Annotated in this window: 12 protein-coding genes; 3 read left to right on the top strand and 9 right to left on the bottom strand. The window is 70.6% G+C overall.

Annotation, left to right across the window (positions count from 1 at the left end):
• Positions 1-260: 260 nt before the first annotated feature.
• The gene (locus tag CHF15_RS39565) at positions 261-926 is read right to left on the bottom strand and encodes a response regulator (RefSeq protein ID WP_089228776.1); all 666 of its coding nucleotides are present in this window, start codon (positions 924-926) and stop codon (positions 261-263) included.
• 166 nt (positions 927-1092) lie between these two features.
• Here CHF15_RS39565 and CHF15_RS39560 point away from each other — a divergent pair, with 166 nt between their 5' ends.
• Positions 1093-2343: a DUF418 domain-containing protein gene (locus CHF15_RS39560; protein WP_089228775.1), complete on the top strand. Its 1251-nt coding sequence runs from the start codon at positions 1093-1095 to the stop codon at positions 2341-2343.
• 113 nt (positions 2344-2456) lie between these two features.
• Here the strand turns inward: CHF15_RS39560 and CHF15_RS39555 are convergent, their stop codons facing one another.
• The 6 genes from CHF15_RS39555 to CHF15_RS39525 form a co-directional block, all read right to left on the bottom strand.
• Complete coding sequence (locus CHF15_RS39555) at positions 2457-4082, bottom strand: FAD-dependent oxidoreductase (RefSeq protein ID WP_089228774.1); 1626 nt, start codon at positions 4080-4082, stop codon at positions 2457-2459.
• 59 nt (positions 4083-4141) lie between these two features.
• Positions 4142-5383: an MFS transporter gene (locus tag CHF15_RS39550; RefSeq protein WP_089228773.1), complete on the bottom strand. Its 1242-nt coding sequence runs from the start codon at positions 5381-5383 to the stop codon at positions 4142-4144.
• A gap of 325 nt (positions 5384-5708) precedes the next feature.
• Positions 5709-6506 carry an alpha/beta fold hydrolase gene (locus CHF15_RS39540; RefSeq protein ID WP_089228772.1) on the bottom strand — a complete coding sequence of 266 codons (798 nt, stop codon included), beginning with the start codon at positions 6504-6506 and terminating at the stop codon, positions 5709-5711.
• A gap of 709 nt (positions 6507-7215) precedes the next feature.
• On the bottom strand, positions 7216-8571 hold the full coding sequence (locus CHF15_RS39535) for an MFS transporter (RefSeq protein WP_089228771.1): 1356 nt from the start codon (positions 8569-8571) through the stop codon (positions 7216-7218).
• A 53-nt stretch (positions 8572-8624) separates the two neighbouring features.
• Positions 8625-9824: an aminotransferase-like domain-containing protein gene (locus CHF15_RS39530; protein WP_089228770.1), complete on the bottom strand. Its 1200-nt coding sequence runs from the start codon at positions 9822-9824 to the stop codon at positions 8625-8627.
• Complete coding sequence (locus CHF15_RS39525; RefSeq protein ID WP_245939308.1) at positions 9805-13014, bottom strand: BTAD domain-containing putative transcriptional regulator; 3210 nt, start codon at positions 13012-13014, stop codon at positions 9805-9807. The genes CHF15_RS39530 and CHF15_RS39525 overlap by 20 nt, the downstream gene beginning before the upstream one ends.
• Before the next feature lie 575 nt (positions 13015-13589).
• Here CHF15_RS39525 and CHF15_RS39520 point away from each other — a divergent pair.
• Together CHF15_RS39520 and CHF15_RS39515 are read left to right on the top strand one after the other, a co-directional pair.
• The gene (locus tag CHF15_RS39520) at positions 13590-14189 is read left to right on the top strand and encodes a cupin domain-containing protein (RefSeq protein ID WP_220093392.1); all 600 of its coding nucleotides are present in this window, start codon (positions 13590-13592) and stop codon (positions 14187-14189) included.
• Between the two features lie 13 nt (positions 14190-14202).
• Entirely contained in the window at positions 14203-14787 is a 585-nt protein-coding gene (locus CHF15_RS39515) for a carboxymuconolactone decarboxylase family protein (protein ID WP_089228767.1), read from the top strand.
• 137 nt (positions 14788-14924) lie between these two features.
• On the opposite strand, the gene CHF15_RS39510 is transcribed toward CHF15_RS39515, so the two are convergent.
• Together CHF15_RS39510 and CHF15_RS39505 are read right to left on the bottom strand one after the other, a co-directional pair.
• Positions 14925-18107 carry an AAA family ATPase gene (locus CHF15_RS39510; RefSeq protein ID WP_089228786.1) on the bottom strand — a complete coding sequence of 1061 codons (3183 nt, stop codon included), beginning with the start codon at positions 18105-18107 and terminating at the stop codon, positions 14925-14927.
• A gap of 217 nt (positions 18108-18324) precedes the next feature.
• Complete coding sequence (locus tag CHF15_RS39505) at positions 18325-20901, bottom strand: FAD-dependent oxidoreductase (protein WP_089228766.1); 2577 nt, start codon at positions 20899-20901, stop codon at positions 18325-18327.
• Positions 20902-21150: the final 249 nt, after the last annotated feature.

Genomic DNA, 21150 nt, shown 5'->3' with positions numbered 1-21150 from the left:
CGCTCCCGGCCGAGATCGCCACGAAGGTCCGCTCCACCGTGGACGCCCTGTCCTGACCCAGTCGGCCGGCCCCGCGACACACGTCGCGGGGCCGGCCGCACTTCCGGTGCACCGATCTTCCGGTTTTTCCCGCGGGCCGGCTCACGCCATGCTGCCCAGGGCTCGCTTCGAAGCCGAACTCCGGAACCGAGAAAGCCTGCGCGGCTGGTTCTCCCGCTGGTGGTGACGGCTTCGAGCCCACGGGCTTGTACGTCACCGGGTCATCGCCCCTCCCGTTCCCTCGACGGCCGCAAGATCCCCGCACGTTCGGCGAGGAGAGCGGCCTGGACGCGGCTGGTCACCTGCAGCTTGGCGAAGAGCGAGCTGACGTGGTCCTTGACCGTGCCGACGCTCAGGCAGAGGCGTACGGCGATGTCCCTGTTGGACAGGCTCTGTGCGACGAGGAGAAGGACGCTGCGCTCGCGGTCGGTCAGTCGCGCCACGCCCAGAGCGGCGACCTCGTGCGGTGCGGCGTCCAGATAGCCGTTCACGACCGTCCGGGCGATCTTGGACGCGAGCACGGTGCCGCCACTGGCCAGAGCGCGCACCAGGAAGGGGAGTTCTTCCGGGTCCGTGTCCTTCAGCAGGAAGCCCGCCGCGCCGGAGCGCAGGGCGGCCGCAACGTACTCGTCCATGCCGAAGGTGGTCAGCATCGCCACCACGGGAGGTCGTGGCAGGGGGCGCAGCTGGGCGAGGATCGTCAGTCCGTCGACGTCCGGCATCCGGATGTCCAGAAGCACCAGGTCAGGCTGGGCATCGTGCACCGCCTGGACCGCCTGCCCACCGGCCACGGTCGCGACGACCTCGATGTCGCCCGCCGCTTCGAGGATCCGCTGGAAACCCGTACGGATCAGGGCTTCGTCGTCGACCACCAACACCCGGATCACATGTGCTCCACTCGCAGCCGATCACCGCCGGATCCCTACCACGCCGCGAGCAACCCATTCATCACAATAACGGGCGAAATCAGGTGATTGCGCCAGCCAGTCGGCGGGGGAGAATCCGGACATCCGCCGGATGGCGTGCGAGTGGCCGCGTCACAAACCTGGGGGCATGACCAACGCATCGCCGGCCACGGCCCCCGCTCCCGCAGCACCCCCCGGGCCGGTGGAAGAGCACCGTCGTTCCCGTACGGCGGTGACGGGCCGACTGGTCGGCGTGGATCTGGCACGGGGTCTGGCGATCCTGGGGATGTTCGCGGCGCACGTCGGTCCCGACCCCTCGGTGGGCGGCCCACTCGGCTGGACGATGGAGCTGGCGCGGGGCAGGTCCTCCGCGTTGTTCGCCTTCCTCGCGGGCTTCTCCCTGATCCTGCTCACCGGTCGACCGGAGCCCCGCAGAGGGCGGGCGGGGAGGCAGGCGGTGGGGCGAGTACTGATCCGGGCGGGCGTCCTGATCGTCCTGGGGTATCTCCTGACGGCCCTGGACACCTCCATCGACGTGATCCTGTCCTTCTACGGCCTCGCCTTCGTGCTGCTCCTGCCCCTCTACCGGCTGCGGGCCCGGACACTGGCGGTGATCGCCGCGGCCACCGCGCTCGTCCTGCCGCAGGTCCTGTACGTACTGCGGGTCGCCGTCGACCGCGGGAGCTGGAGCGACGCGGTGATCGCCCATGACCCGCTGGCCCGGCTGACCGGTTCGGACGGATTCCTGGAACTGCTGATCACCGGCTCCTACCCGGTGCTGACCTGGGTGCCCTTCCTGATCGCCGGCATGGCCGTGGCCCGCCTCGATCTCAGCCGGGCCGGGGTCCGCGCCAAGATCGCCGTCTGCGGCAGCGCACTGGCCGTCGTCGGTTACGGCGGTTCGTGGCTGGCGCTGCACTTCGTCCCGGGGGCGGAGACGGCGATCAGGGCGGCCACGGACGGCGCGCCGACCGCTTCGGCCTGGTGGTCCGACACGCTCTCGCAGGCATACGGGGACCAGGTCGTCGACACACCGTCCTGGCTGCTGGTGGCTGCGCCGCACAGCCAGACCACGTTCTCGATCCTCGGCAACACCGGAGTCGCGATCTTTACGGTGGCGACCTGCCTGGCCGCGATGGAGTGCTCGAAGCGGCTGCGATGGCTGGCCACGCCCGTCACCGCGGTCGGCTCGATCTCCCTGACCGCCTATGTGGGCCACATCGTCGCCATCAAGGTCCTGGGAGTCGATGATCTGCCGGACTCGGCCGCCGTGCCGGTGCTGCTCTGCTTCGCCGCGGCGGCGATGGTGCTGGCCATGGCCTGGACGCGGATCTTCCGGCGCGGGCCGCTGGAGGTCATGCTGCACGCGATCACCACGCCTGCCCGGCTGATCACCTGACGGGCGCCAAGTCGCCTCACGCGTGAGGCGAACGCGGACGACACCGCGTACTACGCAGCCCCCGTCTCCGCCTCCGCGGAGGCCGTCCGCCCGGCCGCGGCCCCGGCCACGCTTCAGTCGTTGGCGAGAGCCGTGTGGACGGAGGAGACCGCACCGGCGCCATCGCCGACGGCCGTGGCCACTCTTTTCGTCGAGCCCGCACGGAGGTCGCCGACCACGAAGACCCGGGGTGCGCTTGTCTGGAACGGCAGGGAGGACGTACCGAACGCTTTCGCGGGCAGGCGGCTGTCCGTGAGGACGAAGCCGTCGTCGTCCTTGGCCACGCCGTCCAGCCAGCCCGAGACAGGGTCGGCGCCGATGAAGCAGAACAGGGCGCGGCAGGCCAGCCGGTCCCGCCGCCCGTCCGACCTCTCGGCCACGATCGACGCGAGGGTGTCGCCGCCGCCCAGTTCGCGGATCGTGCTGCTGGTGTGGACCTTGATCCGCGCGTGCGCGCCGATCCGGTCGGTCAGGTAGGACGACATCCGGGCTCCGAGATCGGCGCCGCGGACGATCAGATCCACCATGGCGCCGTGGGCGGCGAGGGACAGGGCCGCTTGCCCGGCCGAGTTGGCGCCGCCGACGACCGCCACCGGATGGTCCTCGTAGCCTCGGACGTCCAGCTCGGTCGCGGCGTACCGGACGCAACCGGACTTCTCGAAAGTCGTCCATTGCGGCAGGTCGAGGTGCCGGTAGTGCGCCCCGGTCGCGGCGATCACCGCGCGGCACTGTATGCGTGTGCCGTCCTCCAGCAGGACCGCCGGCCGTCGCTCCTCGGAGAGGTCCAGGCCGGCTACGGCGCAGGGCGCGTGGATCCGCACACCGAACTTGAGCGCCTGGACCATCGCCAGACGGGTCAGGCTTTCGCCGCTGACTCCGTGCGGGAAGCCCAGGTAGTTCTCGATGCGGGCGCTCTTGGCGGCCTGGCCGCCGAGCCCGGCGCGGTCCAGCAGTACGGTGACGAGACCCTCGGACGCCCCGTACACGGCCGCGGCCAGACCCGCCGGGCCGGCGCCCACCACGACGAGATCGACCGGACGCCCGTCGGCTCGATAGGTGAGACCGAGCGCCTCGGCAACAGCTCTGGGCGTCGCGCGCCTCAGCAGCGAACCGCCCGCCATCGCGGCAGGGAGGTCGTCCTCGCCGAGCCCCGCCAGTCCCATCAGCGAGCGTCCGGGGTGCGAGGCCGCGTCGAACCAGGAGTGCGGCAGGAGCATCTGTGTCACATAGGTGCGTAGTTCCAGCGTCTCCGCGGCGTCCGGCCGGCCGACGAGCTCCAGGGCGTTGCCCGCCGCGCCGCGGATCACCTCGCGCCGTTCCCGGAACGCCTCGATCAGGGTGTCGGCGATGTCGGCCTGCTCGGCGAGGGCCCGGCGCAGCATCGCCGCCCGGATCCGGACGACCGTCCCGGCGGACACCACCCGGGCGGTCAGGTAGACGTGCTGACCGGTCAGCAGGTTGAGCTCGCCGAGGAAGTCTCCGGGGCCGCCCCGGTAGATCAGACGCTCCGGCTCGATCGCCGTCGCGTCCCGGACGATGTCCACGGTCGCCGACGGGAGCAGGAAGAAGTCGTAGGTGTCGTCGCCGGACGTGTACAGATCCCGGCCGGACTCGGCGTGCTCCACCTCGCCGTACTCGGCGAGCCGGCGGAACTGCTCGTCGTCCAGGACCGGCCCGCGCTGTGCCGCACCGTCGTTCACGTGATTCCTCCGTCACCCCGGACCAGAAGGGCTCCGGGGTGCTGGTCGAGTCGGACTGTTCAGGCGCGAAGCGGTACGGGCACCGGCTTCACCCGGGCGACGGTCGTGACGTACAGGAACAGACCAGCGGTGGTGAGGACGAAGCCGGCCCACACGGTGGACAAGGTCCCCCAGCCGGCGTCGAGGGCGACCGCGCCGCCGATCGCGCCGAGGCAGTTGGCCAGGTTGAGGGCGGCCAGGTTGAGCGTTCCCATCAGGGTCGGGGCGTCCGGCGCGAAGCTGGTCAACCGCACCTGGATGGTGGGGATGGCGAACATCATGGTCGCGCCGACGCCGAACAGGCAGGGCAGCAGGATCACCAGGTTGCCGCCCGCCACACCGATCAGCACCAGGAACACCAGCACACCGCCGTAGCCCAGGACCAGACCGCGGTTCTCGTACCGGTCGGCGACACGTCCGCCGACGTGGTTGCCGACCGCCATGCCGACGCCGAAGACGGCGAGCGCGATCGGGATGAGCGAGGCGTCCCGCAGCGCCGCGTCGGTGACGAACGGGCCGATGAACGTGTAGACGGCGAAGATGCTGGAGATACCGAACGCCGCGACGGTGACCATCAGCCAGACACCCCGCCGCCGGAGGGCGCGCAGTTCGCCCGTGAGGGAGCTGCCTCGCAGGTCGTCGGTGCGCGGCAGCCAGGCCATCAGGGCGGCTCCGGCGAGCAGGCCGACGGCGACCACGGTCCCGTACATGACGCGCCAGCCGGCGTGCTGGCCGATGAAGGTGCCGAGTGGCGACCCTGCGATGGTGGCGACGGTGAGTCCTCCCATCACGGTGGCGAACGCCTTGCCGCCCTTGCCCGGCCCGTACACGTACGCGGCGACGACGGCCCCGGCGCCGAAGAACGCACCCTGCACGCTGCCCGCGACGAACCGGAAGACGACGAACAGCACGATGTCCGGCGCCAGGGCGGAAAGTCCGTTGCCGACCAGGAACAGCCCGATCAGGCCGAGCAGCAGAGTGCGCCGGTTGACCCGGGCGGCGAGCAGGGTGATCGCCGGAGAACCGATCATCACCCCGAAGGCATACGCGGTGATGGCGTATGTCGCGACCGGAACGGACACATCCAGATCGGACGCGAACAGCTGGATGATGCCGTTGCTGCCGAACTCGCCGGCGCCGATCGCGAAGGTGCCGAGCGCCAGTGCGAACAACGTCAGCTTCGGATTCCTGATGGGCGACTTCGCGGAGGTGTGCCGCGTCTCCTCGGCAGTGCACTGGCGGTCGTATGCGCGCTGATGCATCGTCTCGTCCTAGGTGGGAGGGTCAGTTGGACGGCGTAAGGGCCCATAAGGGCCGGTGCGGTCCGGAGATCAGGCGGAGAGGGCGGGTCGTCGCCCTCCCGGATGCCGTGGCGGGCGTAGAAGCGCCGCAGGGGCGTCGACGCCCATCAGTTCGCGTTTCCGAGCGGGCGCATCGTGGCTGGTACCGGCAGCGCCGTGCCCCAGTTGCCACCGAGCGCCAGGAAGGCCGCGGCCAGGCCGGTCACCCGTCACCGTCGGCTGACCATCGTCCGCCCCGGCCTCTCGAACAACACCGGCCCTTCCTGGCTTCGTCGGCTCGGTGGTGTCAGCGCGCGGCGCGCTTGATGAGGGCGGCCGTCGCAGCGGGCTGCGCGATCATCGCGACATGCGAGGTGTCGGCCTCGAAGGTGTGGGCTCCGGCCCGGCGTGCCATGAACCGCTGCGCCGCCGGGGGCAGCACCTGGTCGTCGCCGCCCACGAGGTACCAGGACGGAACGGTCTTCCAGGCCGGGGCGCCGGACGGCTCCCCGAGGGTGCGCACGTCCGCCGGCCGCTGGCCGGCCCACATCAGTTCGGCGGTCGACCTCGGCAGGTCCCCGGCGAACACGTCGTGGAAGAACTCCTTCTTGATGTAGCCGTCGACGAGGCCCTCACCGTAGGGACGGAAGTCCAGCGCCGCCTCGCTGAGTCTGCTTCCCGGGTACTTCGTCTGCAGGCCGAGCAGCGTCTCACCCTGATCGGGCATGAACGCGGCCACGTAGACCAGCGCCTTCACGTTCGGGTTGCCGGTCGCGGCGTTCGTGATGACGATCCCGCCGTAGGAGTGCGCGACGAGGACGATCGGGCCGCTGATGGTCGCGAGGATGCCGGACAGATAGGCGGAGTCGGAGGCCACGCTGCGCAGTGGGTTCGCCGGTGCGATGACCGGATAGCCGTCGCGGATGAGCCGGGAGGCGACCCCGTTCCAGCCGGAGGCGTCGGCGAACGCGCCGTGCACGAGTACCACCGTGGGCTTCCGCCCGCTGCCGCCCCCGGTGTGTGCCTGCGCGGCGGGCGCGTCGAGTGCGGCGCCCACTACGACCGCGGCGGATCCGGCCAGCAGTCCCCGGCGAGTTGTCGTCATCGATATGTACCCTTCGGTATCCGGTGTTCTCCGTGGTGATCGTGGGTGAGCGTAAAGCCGGTTACTTGACGATCACTGAACGGGAATCCGGGCACCCTCCGAGGCCGCTTCACCAGCAGTTCCGTTGTTGTCAAGCACGTCGGACCAGCCTGCGGACATGGAGCCGGCAACGAGCGGAGTCGCCTTCACACAAAGCCGGAATACGCGTCGGCGAAATACCAGTCGGCGAAATCGAGTGACAGGGCACTGAGGCTTCCCCTTGGTCGTGGACACCTGGGGACGGGGGTCCTTGAGCCCACAGAGGAAGTGGCACCGGGTGGGAAGCACGTGCACGAGGCGGTACACCGAGGCGTTCAAGCGCGGCCGGTACCGCCGAGGGTGTGTCGCCCGCGTTATGCGCGAGCGTGGCATCAGCGCTGCCACCCGGCGCAGGAGGCGTTCGCCTACCCGGCCACCCGCGAGATCGTCGGCTTGGCCATGGCGGCCGTCACCGCGCCGAACTCGTCGTCGACGATTGGGACATGGCCCATGGCCGGCAAACCCCGGAGCCCGGCTGCGTGATTCGCCGCGATCGCGGCAGCGAACACACGTCGGCCCGGTTCCGGCACCGCACAGGTGAGCTTGGGCCGCGGCGGACTTGCGGGCGTCCGCCGCCCCCTGCGCCGGCACAACGCCTTCGGCTACCTCGTCCCGGCCGGGACCGGCAATGTCACCTCAGCGCTTCTTCCCTGGCGTCGGCACTCGGCGCCGCCGTGTTGGCGCGCTTGTCCAAGGTGTACCGGCGTTGCAGCACGATGGCGATCGTCATGAGCACGGCCGGCACCAACGTGAAGCCGTAGCGAACGGCCGCCACCGCGCCGGAAGACTGCGTGGTGTGCTCGCCCGCGGTACTGGCCACGAACCCGCCCGCAGCCAGGCAGATCGAGTACACGTACGGCCCCACTGCGCCGCCCGTGGCCTCGGCGGCGGTCCACAGGCCGGTGTAACTGCCCGCACTCACGGTGCCGGCCGGCCCGGCGGCGGCGATGACGTCGGGCACCATCGACAGCGGCATCAGCTGCATCGCGGCGAACGCCACACCCAGCATCGCCACGGCTGCGATCAGCAGGGGCAGGCCGGCCTCGGCGCCCAGGGCCAGCACCAGCGAGCCGGCCACGAACACGGCCTGGGCGGCGAGCAGGCCGCGCTGCTTGCCGAAACGCCGGGCCACCAGTACCCACAGGGGCGTGGTCAGGACCGCCGGCGCCATGAACGCCGCGATGAGCACGCTCGTGAGCGCGGAGCGGCCCAGCACGTACTCTGCGAAGTACGGCATGGCGGCCAGTACCAGGTTCATCGTGATCGCGACGGTCAGATATGACGCGGTCAGCACACGGAACTGCCGGTCGCGCAGCGCCACCAGCAGCCCGCCCCGGTGCCCCGGCTCCGCCGCGGTGCCCGGCGCGGCCCGGTTGAGGCGGGCGACGCCGGTGATGCCGACCAGCATCGCCGCAAGCATGACCGCGCCGAGCAGCAGGGCCATCCTCGTGTAGTCGCCGACGCCCGGGTCGTCGCCGGCGACCGCCGGCGCGGCTACGCCGGCGAGCAGGACGCTCACGGTGATCACGACATTGCGGTAGCCCATGAGGCGTGTCCGCTCGTGGTAGCCGATGCCCAGGTCGGCCGGTGTGGCGAGGTAGGAGACCTGGTAGCACGAGTAGAGCAGGTTGCCGGCGACCAGCGCCACCGCGACCCATATCGCTGCGGTCGTCCCGTGCAGGTCCGACGGCACGGTGAACATGGCCACGAAGGCGAGCACCACGACGCAGCCGGCGAGCATCAGTCGCCGGCGGTGGCCGCGGCCGGCCAGGCCGGCATCGGAGATCCGGCCCACCCACGGGTGCACGACGATGTCGGCGACATTCGGCAGCAGCAGCGCGAGGCCGGCCACGTGCGGCGGCACGGCCAGGATGTCGGTCAGGAAGTACAGCAGGAAGATGCCGGGCACGGTGACCCAGATGCCCATGCCGACCGAACCGGCGGCGAACGGGACGAGTGCGCGCAGGGGGAGCCGAACGTTGCTCATGAGCCGCCTTCAGGGAAACCACTACAGGGGACTGTCGTTGCTCGCATACGTCCTCAGAAGGCCAGGGCCAGCCGGCGTACGGCCTCCCGGAGTTCTTCCGGAGTGCGGTCGCTGTAGGCGAACCGCAGGTGCCGGGCCGAAGACCGCCGCAGGGAGTCCGCCGCGAAGTACTCGCCCGGCTGGTAGATCACGCCGTGGGCGGCTGCCCGCTGGAACAGCGCTGCGGCGTCCACGGCGTCGTCGGTGAGCCGCGGCCAGAGGAACAGCCCGCCTTCGGGGGCCACGATGTCGAGGGCGCCCGGGAGTTGTTCCCGCAGAGCGTCGACCAGCACGCCGGCGCGTTCTCGGTACAGCGCGGTGGCGCTGCGCACGATCCGGTCAAACCATTGGGCGTCGTCGGTGAGCAGCCGTTCGATCATCGCCTGCGTCACCGAGGATGTGTGTACGTCGAGGCGGTTGCGCAGCCGGATCACCGGTTCCACGAGGTGGTCCGGCAGCACCAGCCAGCCCACGCGCCAGCCGGGGCCGAGGGTCTTGGTGAAGGTGTTGACGTGGATCGCCCGATCCGACTGGTTGAAGACCTCGACGCCCTGGTCCTGGCCGCCGAAGCGCAGTTCGCGGTACGGATTGTCGACGATCACGTAGAAGCCGTGCCGCTCGGCGAGCTCGATCAGTGCCTGTCGCTTCGGCGCCGAGAGACTGACCTGGGCGGGGTTGTGGAAGTCGGGCACGGTGTAGGCCGCGGCGATCCGCGCGCCGGTGGCGAGCCGCCGGGCGAGGTATTCGACATCGAGGCCGTCGGCCACCACCGGCACCGGCAGGGTCCGCGTCGTGGACACCTCCAGGGCCCACAGGAAACCCGGGAACACGGGATCGTCCACCGCGACGGTGGCACCGCGCTCGACGACGGTCAGCACCGCCAGTGCGAGGCCGTGCATGCCACCGTTCGTCACCACGATCCGGCTCGGGTCGACGCCCTCCCGTTTCGCGATCCAGTCACGCAGCGCGTCGGATCCGCGCGCCGGCGAATACTGCAGGCTCGCGATCGCGGCGTCGGGGTCCTGCCACAACTGCGCCGCTGCCCGGCCGATCGCCTCGGCCGGCAAGGCCTCGGGCGCGGGGATGCCGCCCAGCAGGCGAATCGTTCCCGGTGCGGGGGCGGCCAGGCTGGCGTCGACAAAGCCCTTCGGCGCCGAGAGCCCACGGGCCAGGGCCGTCAGCCCGCTCTGTTCCTCATCGGCGCCCGCGGTCATGCATTGCCTCCAGGTCCTGAGAGAGTCGTTCGGCGCGTCGCGCGAACAGGTGCGCCTCACGTGCCGTGGATTGCGTGCGGGCCCGTTCGGCGGCGGCCCGGACGGCGGTGAGGGGTGCACCGCGGGCCTGCAGCAGGCGCGCCTTCACCAGCAGGAGCAGCCCTTCGGCGTAACGCTGGCCGTAGTCCCAGATCGCCTGGTCGGCTCGGCCGAGAGCGGCCTCAGCCCGGTCGGGCAGGTCGGCTGCCAGCCACATCTCGGCAATCAGCGCGTAGTGGTGGGCGATGCCCCATTGCGGCGGATCGAGCAGGTGGGCGACCAGGAGTTCCTCGGCCTCGGCCGCGGCGCCGCCCGGATCCTCGCCGGTGAGGGCTCGTGCCCAGCACCAGAACTGCCGGATGTAGTGGTCGATCTGGGCGCCGAGACGGGCGAGACCGGCGGCGGCCCACCGCTCGCCGGCCCGCCGTGCCGTTTCGGCGTCCCCGGCCATGGAAGCGATCATGGTCGTGTAGTAGACCCAGACCGAGGCCGCGTACGGGTCCCCCGGGGTGTCCCAGGTGTCGACGAATGCCAGCGCCGCGTCGACATCACCGTGCAGCGCGGTCATGACCGCCCGCCAGCCGGGCCCTTCCCCGGGAATGCTGCCGTCCCGCCGGAGCGGTGTCTCTTCGTCCGGGGCCAAGGTGCCGGCGGCGACATCTGCCTTGGTGAAGGACCGGTACGCCTCGCCGATGTTGCCGGTGTCCCACTGATGCAGGCCCCAGGCCTGCCGGCCGTAGCGTCGGACGGCCGGATCGGAGGACACCTCACCGAGCTCGTGCATGCGGCGGGCCAACTGGCCGCGGCCCTGCTCGATGGAGGTGTAGGCACCCATCAGGCGGATGAAGAGGAAGTCGGCGGCCTCCGCCTCCCGGCCGAGGGTGCGGGCCAGGTATTCGGCCCGCTCCAGCAGATCGAAGGTCGAGGCGTCGTACCCCGACTGTCGTCGGACGACGATGGCTAGCAGCGTGAGGGCGGCGAACTCCAGCTCCATGAGTCCGGAGGCCCGGGTGACCTGTATCGCGGAGCGCAGCTGCCGACTGGCGGACTCGAACGCGAGCTTGGCTGCCGCGCGGCGCCCGGCGCGGATCAGCGCCTCCGCGGTGCGGACGGGCTCGGCGAGCGGGCCGGCGGCCCACAGGTGGTAGGCGAGGCGTTCGGCGACGTCCTCGTCATCGGCGTGGATCTCTTCGAGCGCGTCCGCGACGCGCAGATGCAGCTGGGTGACCTGCCCTTTCGTCACGGTCTCGGAGACCGATTCGCGCACCAGGTCGTGCGCGAAGCGGAGCGAGGACGGGTCCTGCGGCCCGGGTTCGAGCAGCCCGAGAGTATGCAGCGGTTCCAGTCGGTGGAGACAGTCCGCGACGTCCACACCGGTGGCGCGGGACAGCAGCCTGAGGTCGACGTCGCGGCCGATGAGCGCAGCCACCCGCAGCAGGTCGCGGGCGCGGTCGTCGAGACCGGCCATCCGGCCACGGACGACGTCATGGACGGTGGACGGGACCCCGGCCGATGCCGAGGTGTCGCCGTCGCCGATCCCGCCGACCCCGCCGAGGAGCCGGGACAGCTCGCGGACGAAGAACGGATTGCCCGAGGTCCGGGCATAAATGGCTCGGGCGACGCCTTCGTCGGGATCCTGGCCGGCTTCGCGGCGGACGAGTTCGGCCACGTCTGCCGGACCGAGCGGGCCGAGCCGGAACCTGCGGTGACCGGGCCGCCGGCTCGCAGCGGCCAGCACCCGGGACAGGTCCGGGCCGACTGTGGGTGCGCGGTCACGCAGCGCGCCGATGATCGCGGCGCCCCGGGGCAGCCGCCCCGCCAGATGCTGCAGCAACTGCAGGGAGGTGACGTCGGCCCATTGGAGATCGTCGAGTATCAGGAGGGTCGGCCGCCGCGCCGCGACCTGCCCGACGAGGGCGACGACCTGTTCGAACAGCCGGAACTGGGCGTTGCCGTCGGGCAGTTCCCGGGTTGCGTCGTCCCGCGCCGCAAGCAGTCTTCCCAGCCCGCCGGTGAGCCACCGTTCGCCCGCCGGAGCCGGCAGACTGCGGACGACCTGGCCAAGTGCCTGCTCCCACGGCCACATCGCCGGCGTGCCGTCGCCCTCCAGGCAGGAGCCCCAGACGGTGAGTGCGCCCAGCCTGCTCGCCCCGGCGGCGGCCTCCTCCAGCAACCGGGTCTTGCCCGCGCCCGGTTCACCCTCGACAACGCCGATCGCGGTGTCACCGGCGAGTGCGTGCTCCACGACGCGCCGCAGCGCGGCGAGTTCCTCGGTCCGGCCGATCAAGGTGGCCGCCGTGTTCCGCCCGACCTCCCCGTCCGCCTCCCGCACGATGGGCGACGCCTGGGGCTGCGAGAGAATCCGCCGCTGCGCGTCCTCCAGCGCCGGACCCGGATCGATACCGAGCTCCTCGACAAGCCGGTCGCGGGCCTGACGAAACACCGACAGCGCCTCCGCCTGACGTCCAGTGGCGCCAAGAACACCGACAAGAGACGCCAGCACGGGTTCGTTGAACGGCCCCATCGACGCCGCCAGTTGCAAAGCCGCAAGCACCCGCTCCGGTCGGCCCAGCGACACGGCGAGCCCCGCCGCCGCCGTACACGCGTCGTAGAACTCGTTGTCGAGTGCGGCGAAGACCGTCGTGCCGTTCGTCCCATCGGCGATGCCGTCGCCCGCCGAACCGTGCCAGAGCCCAAGCGCTCCGACGTAGTGATCGAGGGCCACCTCGCGATCGTGCTCAGCCAGCGCAGCCCTCGCGGCATCGACGAGTTCCCGGAAAGCGACCAGGTCAAGCTCGGCGGGACCAGCCGCGAACAAGTAGGAACTGCCACGACGATGAAGGAACGATCCGGCTTCACGGACAGGCAGCACAGGCTCGAACAACCGCCGCAAGGCACCAACGTACTTCTGGAGAATGTTCACAGCCGACGCCGGGACGTCCTCGGCCCAGATCAGGTCGACCAGCTCGCTCGTACTGATCGGCTTGCCCGCGCGGGCGAGCAGAACCGCGAGCAGGTACGACTGCTGCCGAGGCCCGGCGTCCAGTTCGACGCCGTCCCGCCAGATCCGCAACGGACCGAGAATCTGCAGACGCAGATGCCCGCCGGAGGAAGTCATGCCCACCCCTACCCCAACCCCCAGGCCGACCACGTTCGGCTGCAGCGTACACCTGCTTTATGGCTGGTCCGCGGCCTGAGTCCATCTGCCGGGGCGATCGCTGGGCGGTGCTGTCGTGGCGGAACCCGACTTCTGACAACGTTATCAGCCGCGAACAAATGCTCGATCGAGTGAGCACGGCGGCCGCAGGTTACCGATCGGCTGATCCCATGCGGCGGCGGCCGCGGCCGGTACACGTGCCGATCTGCGGAGCAGCGCAGTTCCAGAGGGAGTTCCGCCCCAGACCACACAGCGCGGAGACTGCTCCGGTCTCCATCACGCCGATTGCGTGCCGGCATTCGCCAGGGGCTTCGCCGCCTCGCGCGTTCCACGCCCGAACACCCATGAGCCGCTTCCTCCCGAGGCCGAAGCCCCGGGCCTCCTCGGCAGAACGCGGTGAAAGCCCGGAGCCCTGCTCGCGGAGCATGCGCGCCGAGACGGACTTTACGGACACCGGGGCACCGTCCACAGACGGTCAAGTCCACGTCAAGTGTCGGGTGCCAGCCTTTCGGTGCGCGGCGGCGTCCATGCCCGCCGGGCCGCTTGCCTCATTGACGTGATGACGGTGAATGTCCACATCGGCCGAAAAGAGCAGGACTTACCCCATGAGCAAACTGCAACCGTTCCGGAGAATCGTGACCGGGCATGACATCTCCGACCGTGCGGTGATCACGCAGGACGCGCCGCCGACTCGCGTGGTGGAGATCGGCGGGCCTGGTGGCCCGATCTTCTACGAGGTGTGGAACACACGCCAGACGCCGGCCGTCATCGACCGGCAGTCGGGTGAGCCGGCGGAGGACGGTCTGGTGCTCGGACCTCCCGAGCGCGGCACTCGTATCCGGGTGATCGACTTCCCTCCGGAGGACGACCGGATCCGGAACCTGACGGAGGCCGAGGCGGCCGCGAAGTTCGGGGAGATGGGCGGTGCCGACGCCGCACGGTCCGCTGCCGGCGCCCCGCATCCGTTGATGCACCGCACGCAGACGATCGACTACGGGATCGTCATTGAGGGCGAGCTCACGCTGGTCCTCGACGAGGGCGAGACCGTCGTCCGCACCGGAGACATCGTGATTCAGCGCGGCACCAACCACGCATGGGCAAACCGGTCGGCCGCGAACTGCCGGGTCGCCTTCGTACTCATCGACGGCCAGTACACCGACGGACTCTGAGAAGGAGCATCGTATGCGTATTCGACCCATCCCACCCGATGAGCTCGACCCCCGACTCCGCGAGGTACATGACGGCATCGCCGGCCTCGTCACCGAGGAGCAGGGCCGCGTCGTCATCCTCGACGACGACGGGGCGCTGGTCGGGCCGTTCGCGGCGATGCTGCGCTTCCCCACGTTCGGGGTTCCGGCTCTGTTTCTGCAGCGGGCGGTCGCGGCCGAGGCCCGCCTCGACCCCATCGTCCGCGAGGTGGCGATCCTCACCGTCGGCGCCGCCTACGGCGCCCGGTACATGCTGTACGCACACGAGCGGACGGCAGACGAGGTCGGCCTTGCGGCGGCACAGGTCGCGACCCTGGCGGCGGGCGGGCGGCCCTCCGGGCTGAGTGACGAACAGGCCGTCGCCCACGATGTCGCGATGGCGTTGACCTCCGGGCGCATACTGCCGGACTCCACATACGACCGGGCCACGCAGTTGCTGGGCCACGACGGGGTCGGCGAGCTCGTGTTCCTCATCGGCAGCTACTGCCTCATCGCGATGGTGCTGAACTGCTTCGACGTGCCGGTCCCCGGTCGGGCACAGCCAACTGCCCAGCCGTGACGACGACAAGGTGTCTGCCGGCGATTGCGGCGTTGCGGATCGTCGCTTCGTAGCGCTCGCACACCCGGCCGCCGGCCGCGGCATCCGGAGCACGCGTTCAGGCCGCCCGCCGGCGGTGGGCGGCCTGAACGCGGATGTCAGCGGGATGTGCCGTCCGCAAGCTCGGCCAGCAGCTCCTCGGCACGGCGGGCGAACAGGTAGGCCTCGCGCTCAACAGACAGTGCGTGCGCCCGCTCGGCAACGGCCCGAACGGTGGCGTCCGGCTCGCCGCGTGCCTGCAACACCCGTGCCCGCACCAGAAGCAGCAAGCTTTCGGCGTAGCGCTGGCCGTAGGTTTCGATGGCCGAGTCCGCCCGCTCGAGAGCGGCGTCGGCCTCGTCCAGCTTTCCGGCTGCCAGCCACATCTCGGCAAGGAGCCCGTACCAGGTGGCCAGGCCCGAGCGTGGCGGGTCGGAGAGCGACGCGACGATCAGATCCTGCGCCTCTGCGGCCGCGCCCGCCGCGGCCTCGCCGGTCACGGCGCGCGCCCAGCAGCGGGCCAGGCGTTGATAGCACCCGAGGAAGCCGAACGAGAACGCGGGGTCCACGGCGATCCCGCACTCGGCCGAGCGCAGCGCCCGCGCCGGGTCGCCGATCAAAGCGGCGACTCTTGCGGAGAACGCCGCCCAGACCGTGATCGCGTAGGGGTCGCTTCCCGCCGCGGTCTCCATCGTGGCGAGCTGAGCCGACGCCGCGTGGACGTCGCCGTGCAATGCGGTCATCATCGCGAGCATCCCGGCCGCGAGCAGTCGCAGATCGCGCCGGAGTGGGTTCTCCTCACGGTGGGCCAGGTCGTCCAGAACGGTCCAGTCGGTCCGACTGAGGTACCGGAACGCCTCTCCGATGTTGCCGACACCCCACTGGTGGATGCCCCAGGCGTACCAGCCGTAGGCATGCACGGCAGAGTCGTCGGACGCCTCCCCCTGCGCCAGCAACTGGGCGGCCAACCGGCCCGCGCGGTCCAGCTGTATGCCCTGGGCGTACGCGGCCCAGCGGGAGAACAGGAAGTCGGCGGCCTCCCGTTCACGGTGGAGGCCACGGGAGAGGTTTTCGGCCCGCTCCAGCAGATCGACCGCTGACCCCACGTATCCCGCCCGCATGCCGTCCACCGCGGTGAACAGCGACAGGCCGGCCAGCTCCAGCTCCGCCAGGCCCGCGGTCCGTGCCACCCGCGCGGCCGCGTGAAGCTGCCGCGCGGCCGCCTCGAGCGCCAGCTTGGCTGCGGCGCAGCGGCCGGCCCGGATGAGCGCGGTCGCGGTTCGGGCCGGATCCGCGAGCGGCCCGGCAGACCACAGGTGGTGGGCGAGGCGCTCGGCAACCAGTTCGATGTCCGCCACCTTGTGCTCCAGAGCGTCGGCAACCAGCAGATGCAGCCGGACCGCGCACGGCGGCGATATGCTCTCGACCACCGATTCGCGGACCAGGTCGTGCGGAAATCCGAACGAGTAAGGGTCGCCGTGCGAAGGTTCGAGCAGGCCCAGCCCCTCGCACGCCTCCAGGCGGTCCAGACACGTCTGGTGGTCCACACCGGCGGCGCGGGCAAGGAGAGCCAGGTCGACGGTACGGCCGATCAGCGCGGCGATCTGCAACAGGCTCCTGGCGTCGGCGCCCAGTCCGGTCATCCGGTCGCGAACGACGTCTCTGACAGTGGCCGGTACCGCGATCCGGGCCGCCGTGGCTTCCGTGAGCACATCGCCATCGGCGAGAAACCGGGACAGCTCGCGGACGAAGAAGGCGTTGCCACCGCTGCGGGTGTGGATGAGGCGGGTGGCACCCGGGCCCGGGTCCTGCCCGGTCTCACGGCGGACGAGTTCGGCCACCTCGGCCGGGCCGAGTGGGCCCAGCGGGATCCTGCGGTGACACGGCAGCCGACTCGCCGCGGCGAGCAGCCGTCCCAGTTCCGAACCCGGCACGGGCGCACGGTCGCGGAGCGCCCCGATCACGGCGATGCCCCCCGGCAGCCGAGCCATCAGGTGACCGAGCAGATCCAGCGAGGCGGCATCGGCCCACTGAAGGTCGTCGACGACGAGCACCACAGGTCGCCGCGCCGATACCTGACGGATGAGCGCGACAGCCTGCTCGAAGAAGCGGAACTGGACACCGCTGTCCGGCAGGGCTGACGCCGTGCGGCCGCTGCCGGGCGGCGTCACGAGACGACCGAGTTCGCCCGCCTGCCATTCCCCCCGCTCTGCGGCCGGCACGTCGTCCAGGAGCGCGCCGACGACCTGCGCCCACGGCCACATCGACGGCGTGCCGTCCCCTTCCGAACAGCGGCCCCAGACAACGAGCGCGCCATGCCGGTCTGCCTCGGCGCCGGCCGCCTCAAGCAGGCGGGTCTTGCCCACTCCGGGTTCTCCTTCGACGAGCACAAGCCCCGTCGATCCGGCGAGTGCCGATTCCACCGCATGTCGCACCAAAGCCAGTTCCTCGGCCCGGCCGACCAGGCAGTCGGCAGTCGACGCCCTGGTGGTGGGTGCCGCCACCTGGTCATAGGGCATTTCCTCAGCCGGTGCCCGTTCCAGCACCCGCAGGTGAGCGGCCACCAGCGCCGGGCCGGGGGCGACGCCCAATTCCTCGGCAAGCCGGGCGCGGACGGTCCGGAACACCGACAGCGCCTCGGCCGGCCGGCCGGCGGCAGCCAGGGCGGCGATGAGACTCGCCTGCACTCTCTCGTGCAACGGCGCCATCCGGGCGGCCATGTGCAAGGACTGGAGGACACGTTCGGGCCGGCCGAGCCGTGTCGCCAACTCGGCTGCGGCCACGCAGGCGTGGCGGAACTCGTCGTCCAGCCCGGCGAAGATCGCCATACCGGTCGAGCCGTAGGCGACCCCGTCGCCGGCCGAGCCCTGCCAGAGCCCCACCGCTTCCACGTACCCGTCAAGTGCCGCAGCGGGCCGCTGCTCTGCGAGGCCGCCCTCGGCCGCGTCGACCAGCTCACGGAACCTGACGACGTCCAGCGTCCCGGGAGCAGCCACGAACAGGTACGCACTACCGCGACGCTGCAGGTACGAGCCGGGTTCACGCGCAGCCAACGCCGGCTCCAGCAGCCGCCGCAGCGCACCGACGTACTTCTGGAGAATGTTGACCGCCGAGACCGGGACGTCCTCGGCCCAGATCAAGTCCACCAACTCGCTGATGCTGACCGGCTCGCCCGCACGGGCGAGGAGAACGGCGAGCAGATACGCCTGCTGTGGAGGACCGGCGTCCAATTCCACACCGTCTCGCCAGACCCGCAACGGACCGAGAACCTGCAGACACAGAGATGCGTCGGAGGTGGCCATTTTCTCTTCCATTCCCAGTCCCGGGTCGCCCTCGCTGCCGCCCGCCGCCCGTGATGACGGAAGTCACGCGGCAGGGAGAACGACTTCAGTCATCGCGGCAGGTTCTTCAGCCGGGCAACGCGCCGAACGCCACGAAACCGGACCGGCCGGAGTCAGAAGCCGTTGCCCGTCGCGCTGCCGACGGGACGGCCCGGACGGCAACCGCGGCCGGCCCGTCCTACTGGCCGATCACCAGGTCCTCGGTGGGCAGGGTCTGGCAGGCCAGCCGCCAGCCCGCCGCCAGTTCCTCGGCGGAGAACATCCCCCGGTCGTCGGTCTCGTAGCCACCCGAGAGCACCCGCACCCGACAGGTACCGCAAGCGCCTTCGCCGCACGACTGGGGCAACGCGACGCCGACGGCGTTGGCGGCGTCGAGGACCGACTGCCCGGGGCTGCACGGGAACACCGGGGCGCCGCCCACCGTCCCGATCATGAACTCGGTGACACCGGCCGCCGCGGCGGCCACGGCGATGGCGTGCGCCTTCTCCCGGCGGGTCTCCTTGCTCCGGCCCGACACGAACGCCTCGGTGCGGATGGCCTCTCGCGGCACCCCCAGTACTCTCAGGCTGCCGATCAGGTCCTGCATCATGGGCGCCGGCCCGCACAGGTGCACGCGGGTCGTCGGTCCTGCGTGGGGCAGCAACTCGTCGAGACCGATCCGCCGGTTCCGGCCTGTCGTGAAGATCGATACCTCCAGTCCCGGCAACCGGGACTGGACCGCCTCGATCTCCGGCCCGAACAGCATCTCCTCCTCGGTCCGGAAGCTCGCCAGCAGGACGATCCGCCCCGTGTGACCGGCGTCGGCGGCCGCGAGCAGGACACTCATCAGCGGGGTGATCCCGACGCCCCCCGCGATGAGCAGGAGTGTGTCCGCAGCGCCTTCCTCGGTGCCCGGCTCCCAGGTGAACTCGCCGTGCGGACCGCTCACCCGCAAGGCCGGCCCGACCTCCAGATCCTCGTGCAGGAATCCCGAACCCAGCCCGTCCGGCTCGTGCTTCACAGCGATCTCGACGAAGCCGCTCTCCCCGGGACCGCTGCAGATCGAGTACGACCGTTCGATCGGCTCGATGGCGACGGGCAGGTCGACCTTCACGTACTGCCCGGCGGCGAACGAGAACGGCATCGCGTCCCCGCCCAGGGGTTCGAAGCGGATCCTGCGGACGGTCGGGGTCAGCGCCTCGATGCCGGCCACGCGCAGATAGCCCTCCCAGGGCGTGGCCGGATCACGGGTCGTCCCGCCGGAACGGATGGCCTGCCACATCGTCCCGAGCTGCCGCGGTTTCAGGACCGCGTTCGCCGCCATCAGCCCGCCCGCCAGCGCCCCCACCACGCCGGACCCCCAGGCGTCCTGCCCGGCCACGAAGAGGCCCTTGACCGGAGTACGGCACCCCGCGCGCGCCGAGCGCAACCGCTGGGGAGTCGCCGCGAGTCCGTAGAAGGATCCCCGCACACTGTGCTGATAGGTCTCGAACGACAGCGGTGTCGCCAGTTCGGCGAATGCGATCGTCTCCCGGAAGCCGGGCCAGCGTTCCTCCAGGCGGGCGATCAGCCGGTCGGTCAGCTCGTCCTTGAACTTCCGGTAGCTGTCGGGCCGCTCGTCCTCCGGCGTGCCGCGCCACTGGTCGACCACCTTCGGATCGACGAGTTCCAGCAGCTCCACCGTGTGAAACCGGGCGGCCGGGTTGTTGAGCGAGGCGAACGAGACGTACAGCGTGCCTTCCCCCGGAGGGCGACGAATGCTGTCGTGCTCGTCGAGATCCGGCATGAACCAGTGGTTCTCGCCGCGCAGCCCGAACTCGGCCGGCGACCGGTCCAGGCCGAGGAACAGCATGACCGCCGACCGTTCCTCGGGCAGATCCGCCAGTTCGTGGCTCTTCCCGATCAGGGCGTACGTGTTGCGTACTCCGGCCGCTGAGACCACGGTGTCCGTCCGGACACGGTAGCGGCGGCCGGTGGCGGTGTCCTCGACGTCGACACCGGTCACCTTGCCGCCCTCGACGACGACCTCGTGAACCCTCTGCCGGGAGCGCAGCACCACGCCGTACCGCCGCAGGATCTCCAGAACGACCCGGTTGAGCTCCTGCGGGCCGCCCACGGGATGTGCGGTGCCCTCCATGAAGAAGGTCAGCGGGACCGCCGCGTGATAGCCGAACGCGCTCGACGCCGGCGGAGTGCCGTAGAGCCCCCAACGCGCGGCCAGAACGGCCCGCAGCTGCGGATCGCGGAAGCTGCGGGCAACCTGGTCCCGCAACGATCGGAACGTCGACGGGAAGAGCCGCTCGACGATGGGCGCACCCGCTTTTCGTACGCCGGCGGGGAACGACGCGAAGACGTTGCGCGCGGTCAGCCCGGCCATGGCCCAGCGCATGGTCCGGAAGAACCGGTCGATCGCGTCGGACTCGGCTGGGAACCGTTCCTTCAGATGCTCACGGAACCGTTCCTTCGTGGCGGGGACGGCGAAGTCGAACCCCGGGAAGTGCAGTGCGTCGTACTCGTCCGGCAGGGGCGAGAGCTGCGCCCTTCCGTCCGTCATGAACCCGAGAAACGGGCCGGCGCTCGCGCTCATGTAATGCAGTCCGGTACCGAACCGGTATCGCCCGGCGCGGGAGAACTCGTGTGTCATCCCACCGAGCGTGTAGTGCTGTTCGAGGACGAGAACACGCTTCCCGCCGAACTGCGCGATGGTGCGCGCCGCCGCGAGACCGCCCATTCCCGACCCGATCACCACCACATCGGCTTCCTCGTCCGACACCATCGGCCACCCCCAGTCCTCTGTCCTCCGAGGCGCTCAGATTGGCCGAACCGGCTTGACGTCGACTGAATGATCAGTGAAGGCCCCCCGGAACCAGGTGCCGGTCTCATTCCATTCCTGTCCAGTGCGACGCCATAGCTTGGCGTCGAGCGTGAGGGTGTGGAGCCGTGGCGTACTTCGCCGAGTTCGTCCGCGAACCCACCACGGTCGCCGCGGTCACGCCCCCGCGTTCGTCGACCGACGTGTCCGGAT

It is taken from the genome of Actinacidiphila glaucinigra, assembly GCF_900188405.1.
Taxonomy (GTDB): domain Bacteria; phylum Actinomycetota; class Actinomycetes; order Streptomycetales; family Streptomycetaceae; genus Actinacidiphila; species Actinacidiphila glaucinigra.
The sequence above is the reverse complement of the archived record's forward strand: the minus strand, read 5'-3'. Positions and strand labels throughout refer to the sequence as shown.

Excerpts from the sequence above, each read along its gene's own strand:
- CHF15_RS39540 (WP_089228772.1), bottom strand. The coding sequence starts at position 6,506 with ATGACGACAACTCGCCGGGGACTGCTGGCCGGATCCGCCGCGGTCGTA.
- CHF15_RS39520 (WP_220093392.1), top strand. The coding sequence starts at position 13,590 with ATGTCCACATCGGCCGAAAAGAGCAGGACTTACCCCATGAGCAAACTG.
- CHF15_RS39505 (WP_089228766.1), bottom strand. The coding sequence starts at position 20,901 with ATGGTGTCGGACGAGGAAGCCGATGTGGTGGTGATCGGGTCGGGAATG.
- CHF15_RS39515 (WP_089228767.1), top strand. The coding sequence starts at position 14,203 with ATGCGTATTCGACCCATCCCACCCGATGAGCTCGACCCCCGACTCCGC.
- CHF15_RS39550 (WP_089228773.1), bottom strand. The coding sequence starts at position 5,383 with ATGCATCAGCGCGCATACGACCGCCAGTGCACTGCCGAGGAGACGCGG.
- CHF15_RS39530 (WP_089228770.1), bottom strand. The coding sequence starts at position 9,824 with ATGACCGCGGGCGCCGATGAGGAACAGAGCGGGCTGACGGCCCTGGCC.
- CHF15_RS39560 (WP_089228775.1), top strand. The coding sequence starts at position 1,093 with ATGACCAACGCATCGCCGGCCACGGCCCCCGCTCCCGCAGCACCCCCC.
- CHF15_RS39510 (WP_089228786.1), bottom strand. The coding sequence starts at position 18,107 with ATGGCCACCTCCGACGCATCTCTGTGTCTGCAGGTTCTCGGTCCGTTG.
- CHF15_RS39535 (WP_089228771.1), bottom strand. The coding sequence starts at position 8,571 with ATGAGCAACGTTCGGCTCCCCCTGCGCGCACTCGTCCCGTTCGCCGCC.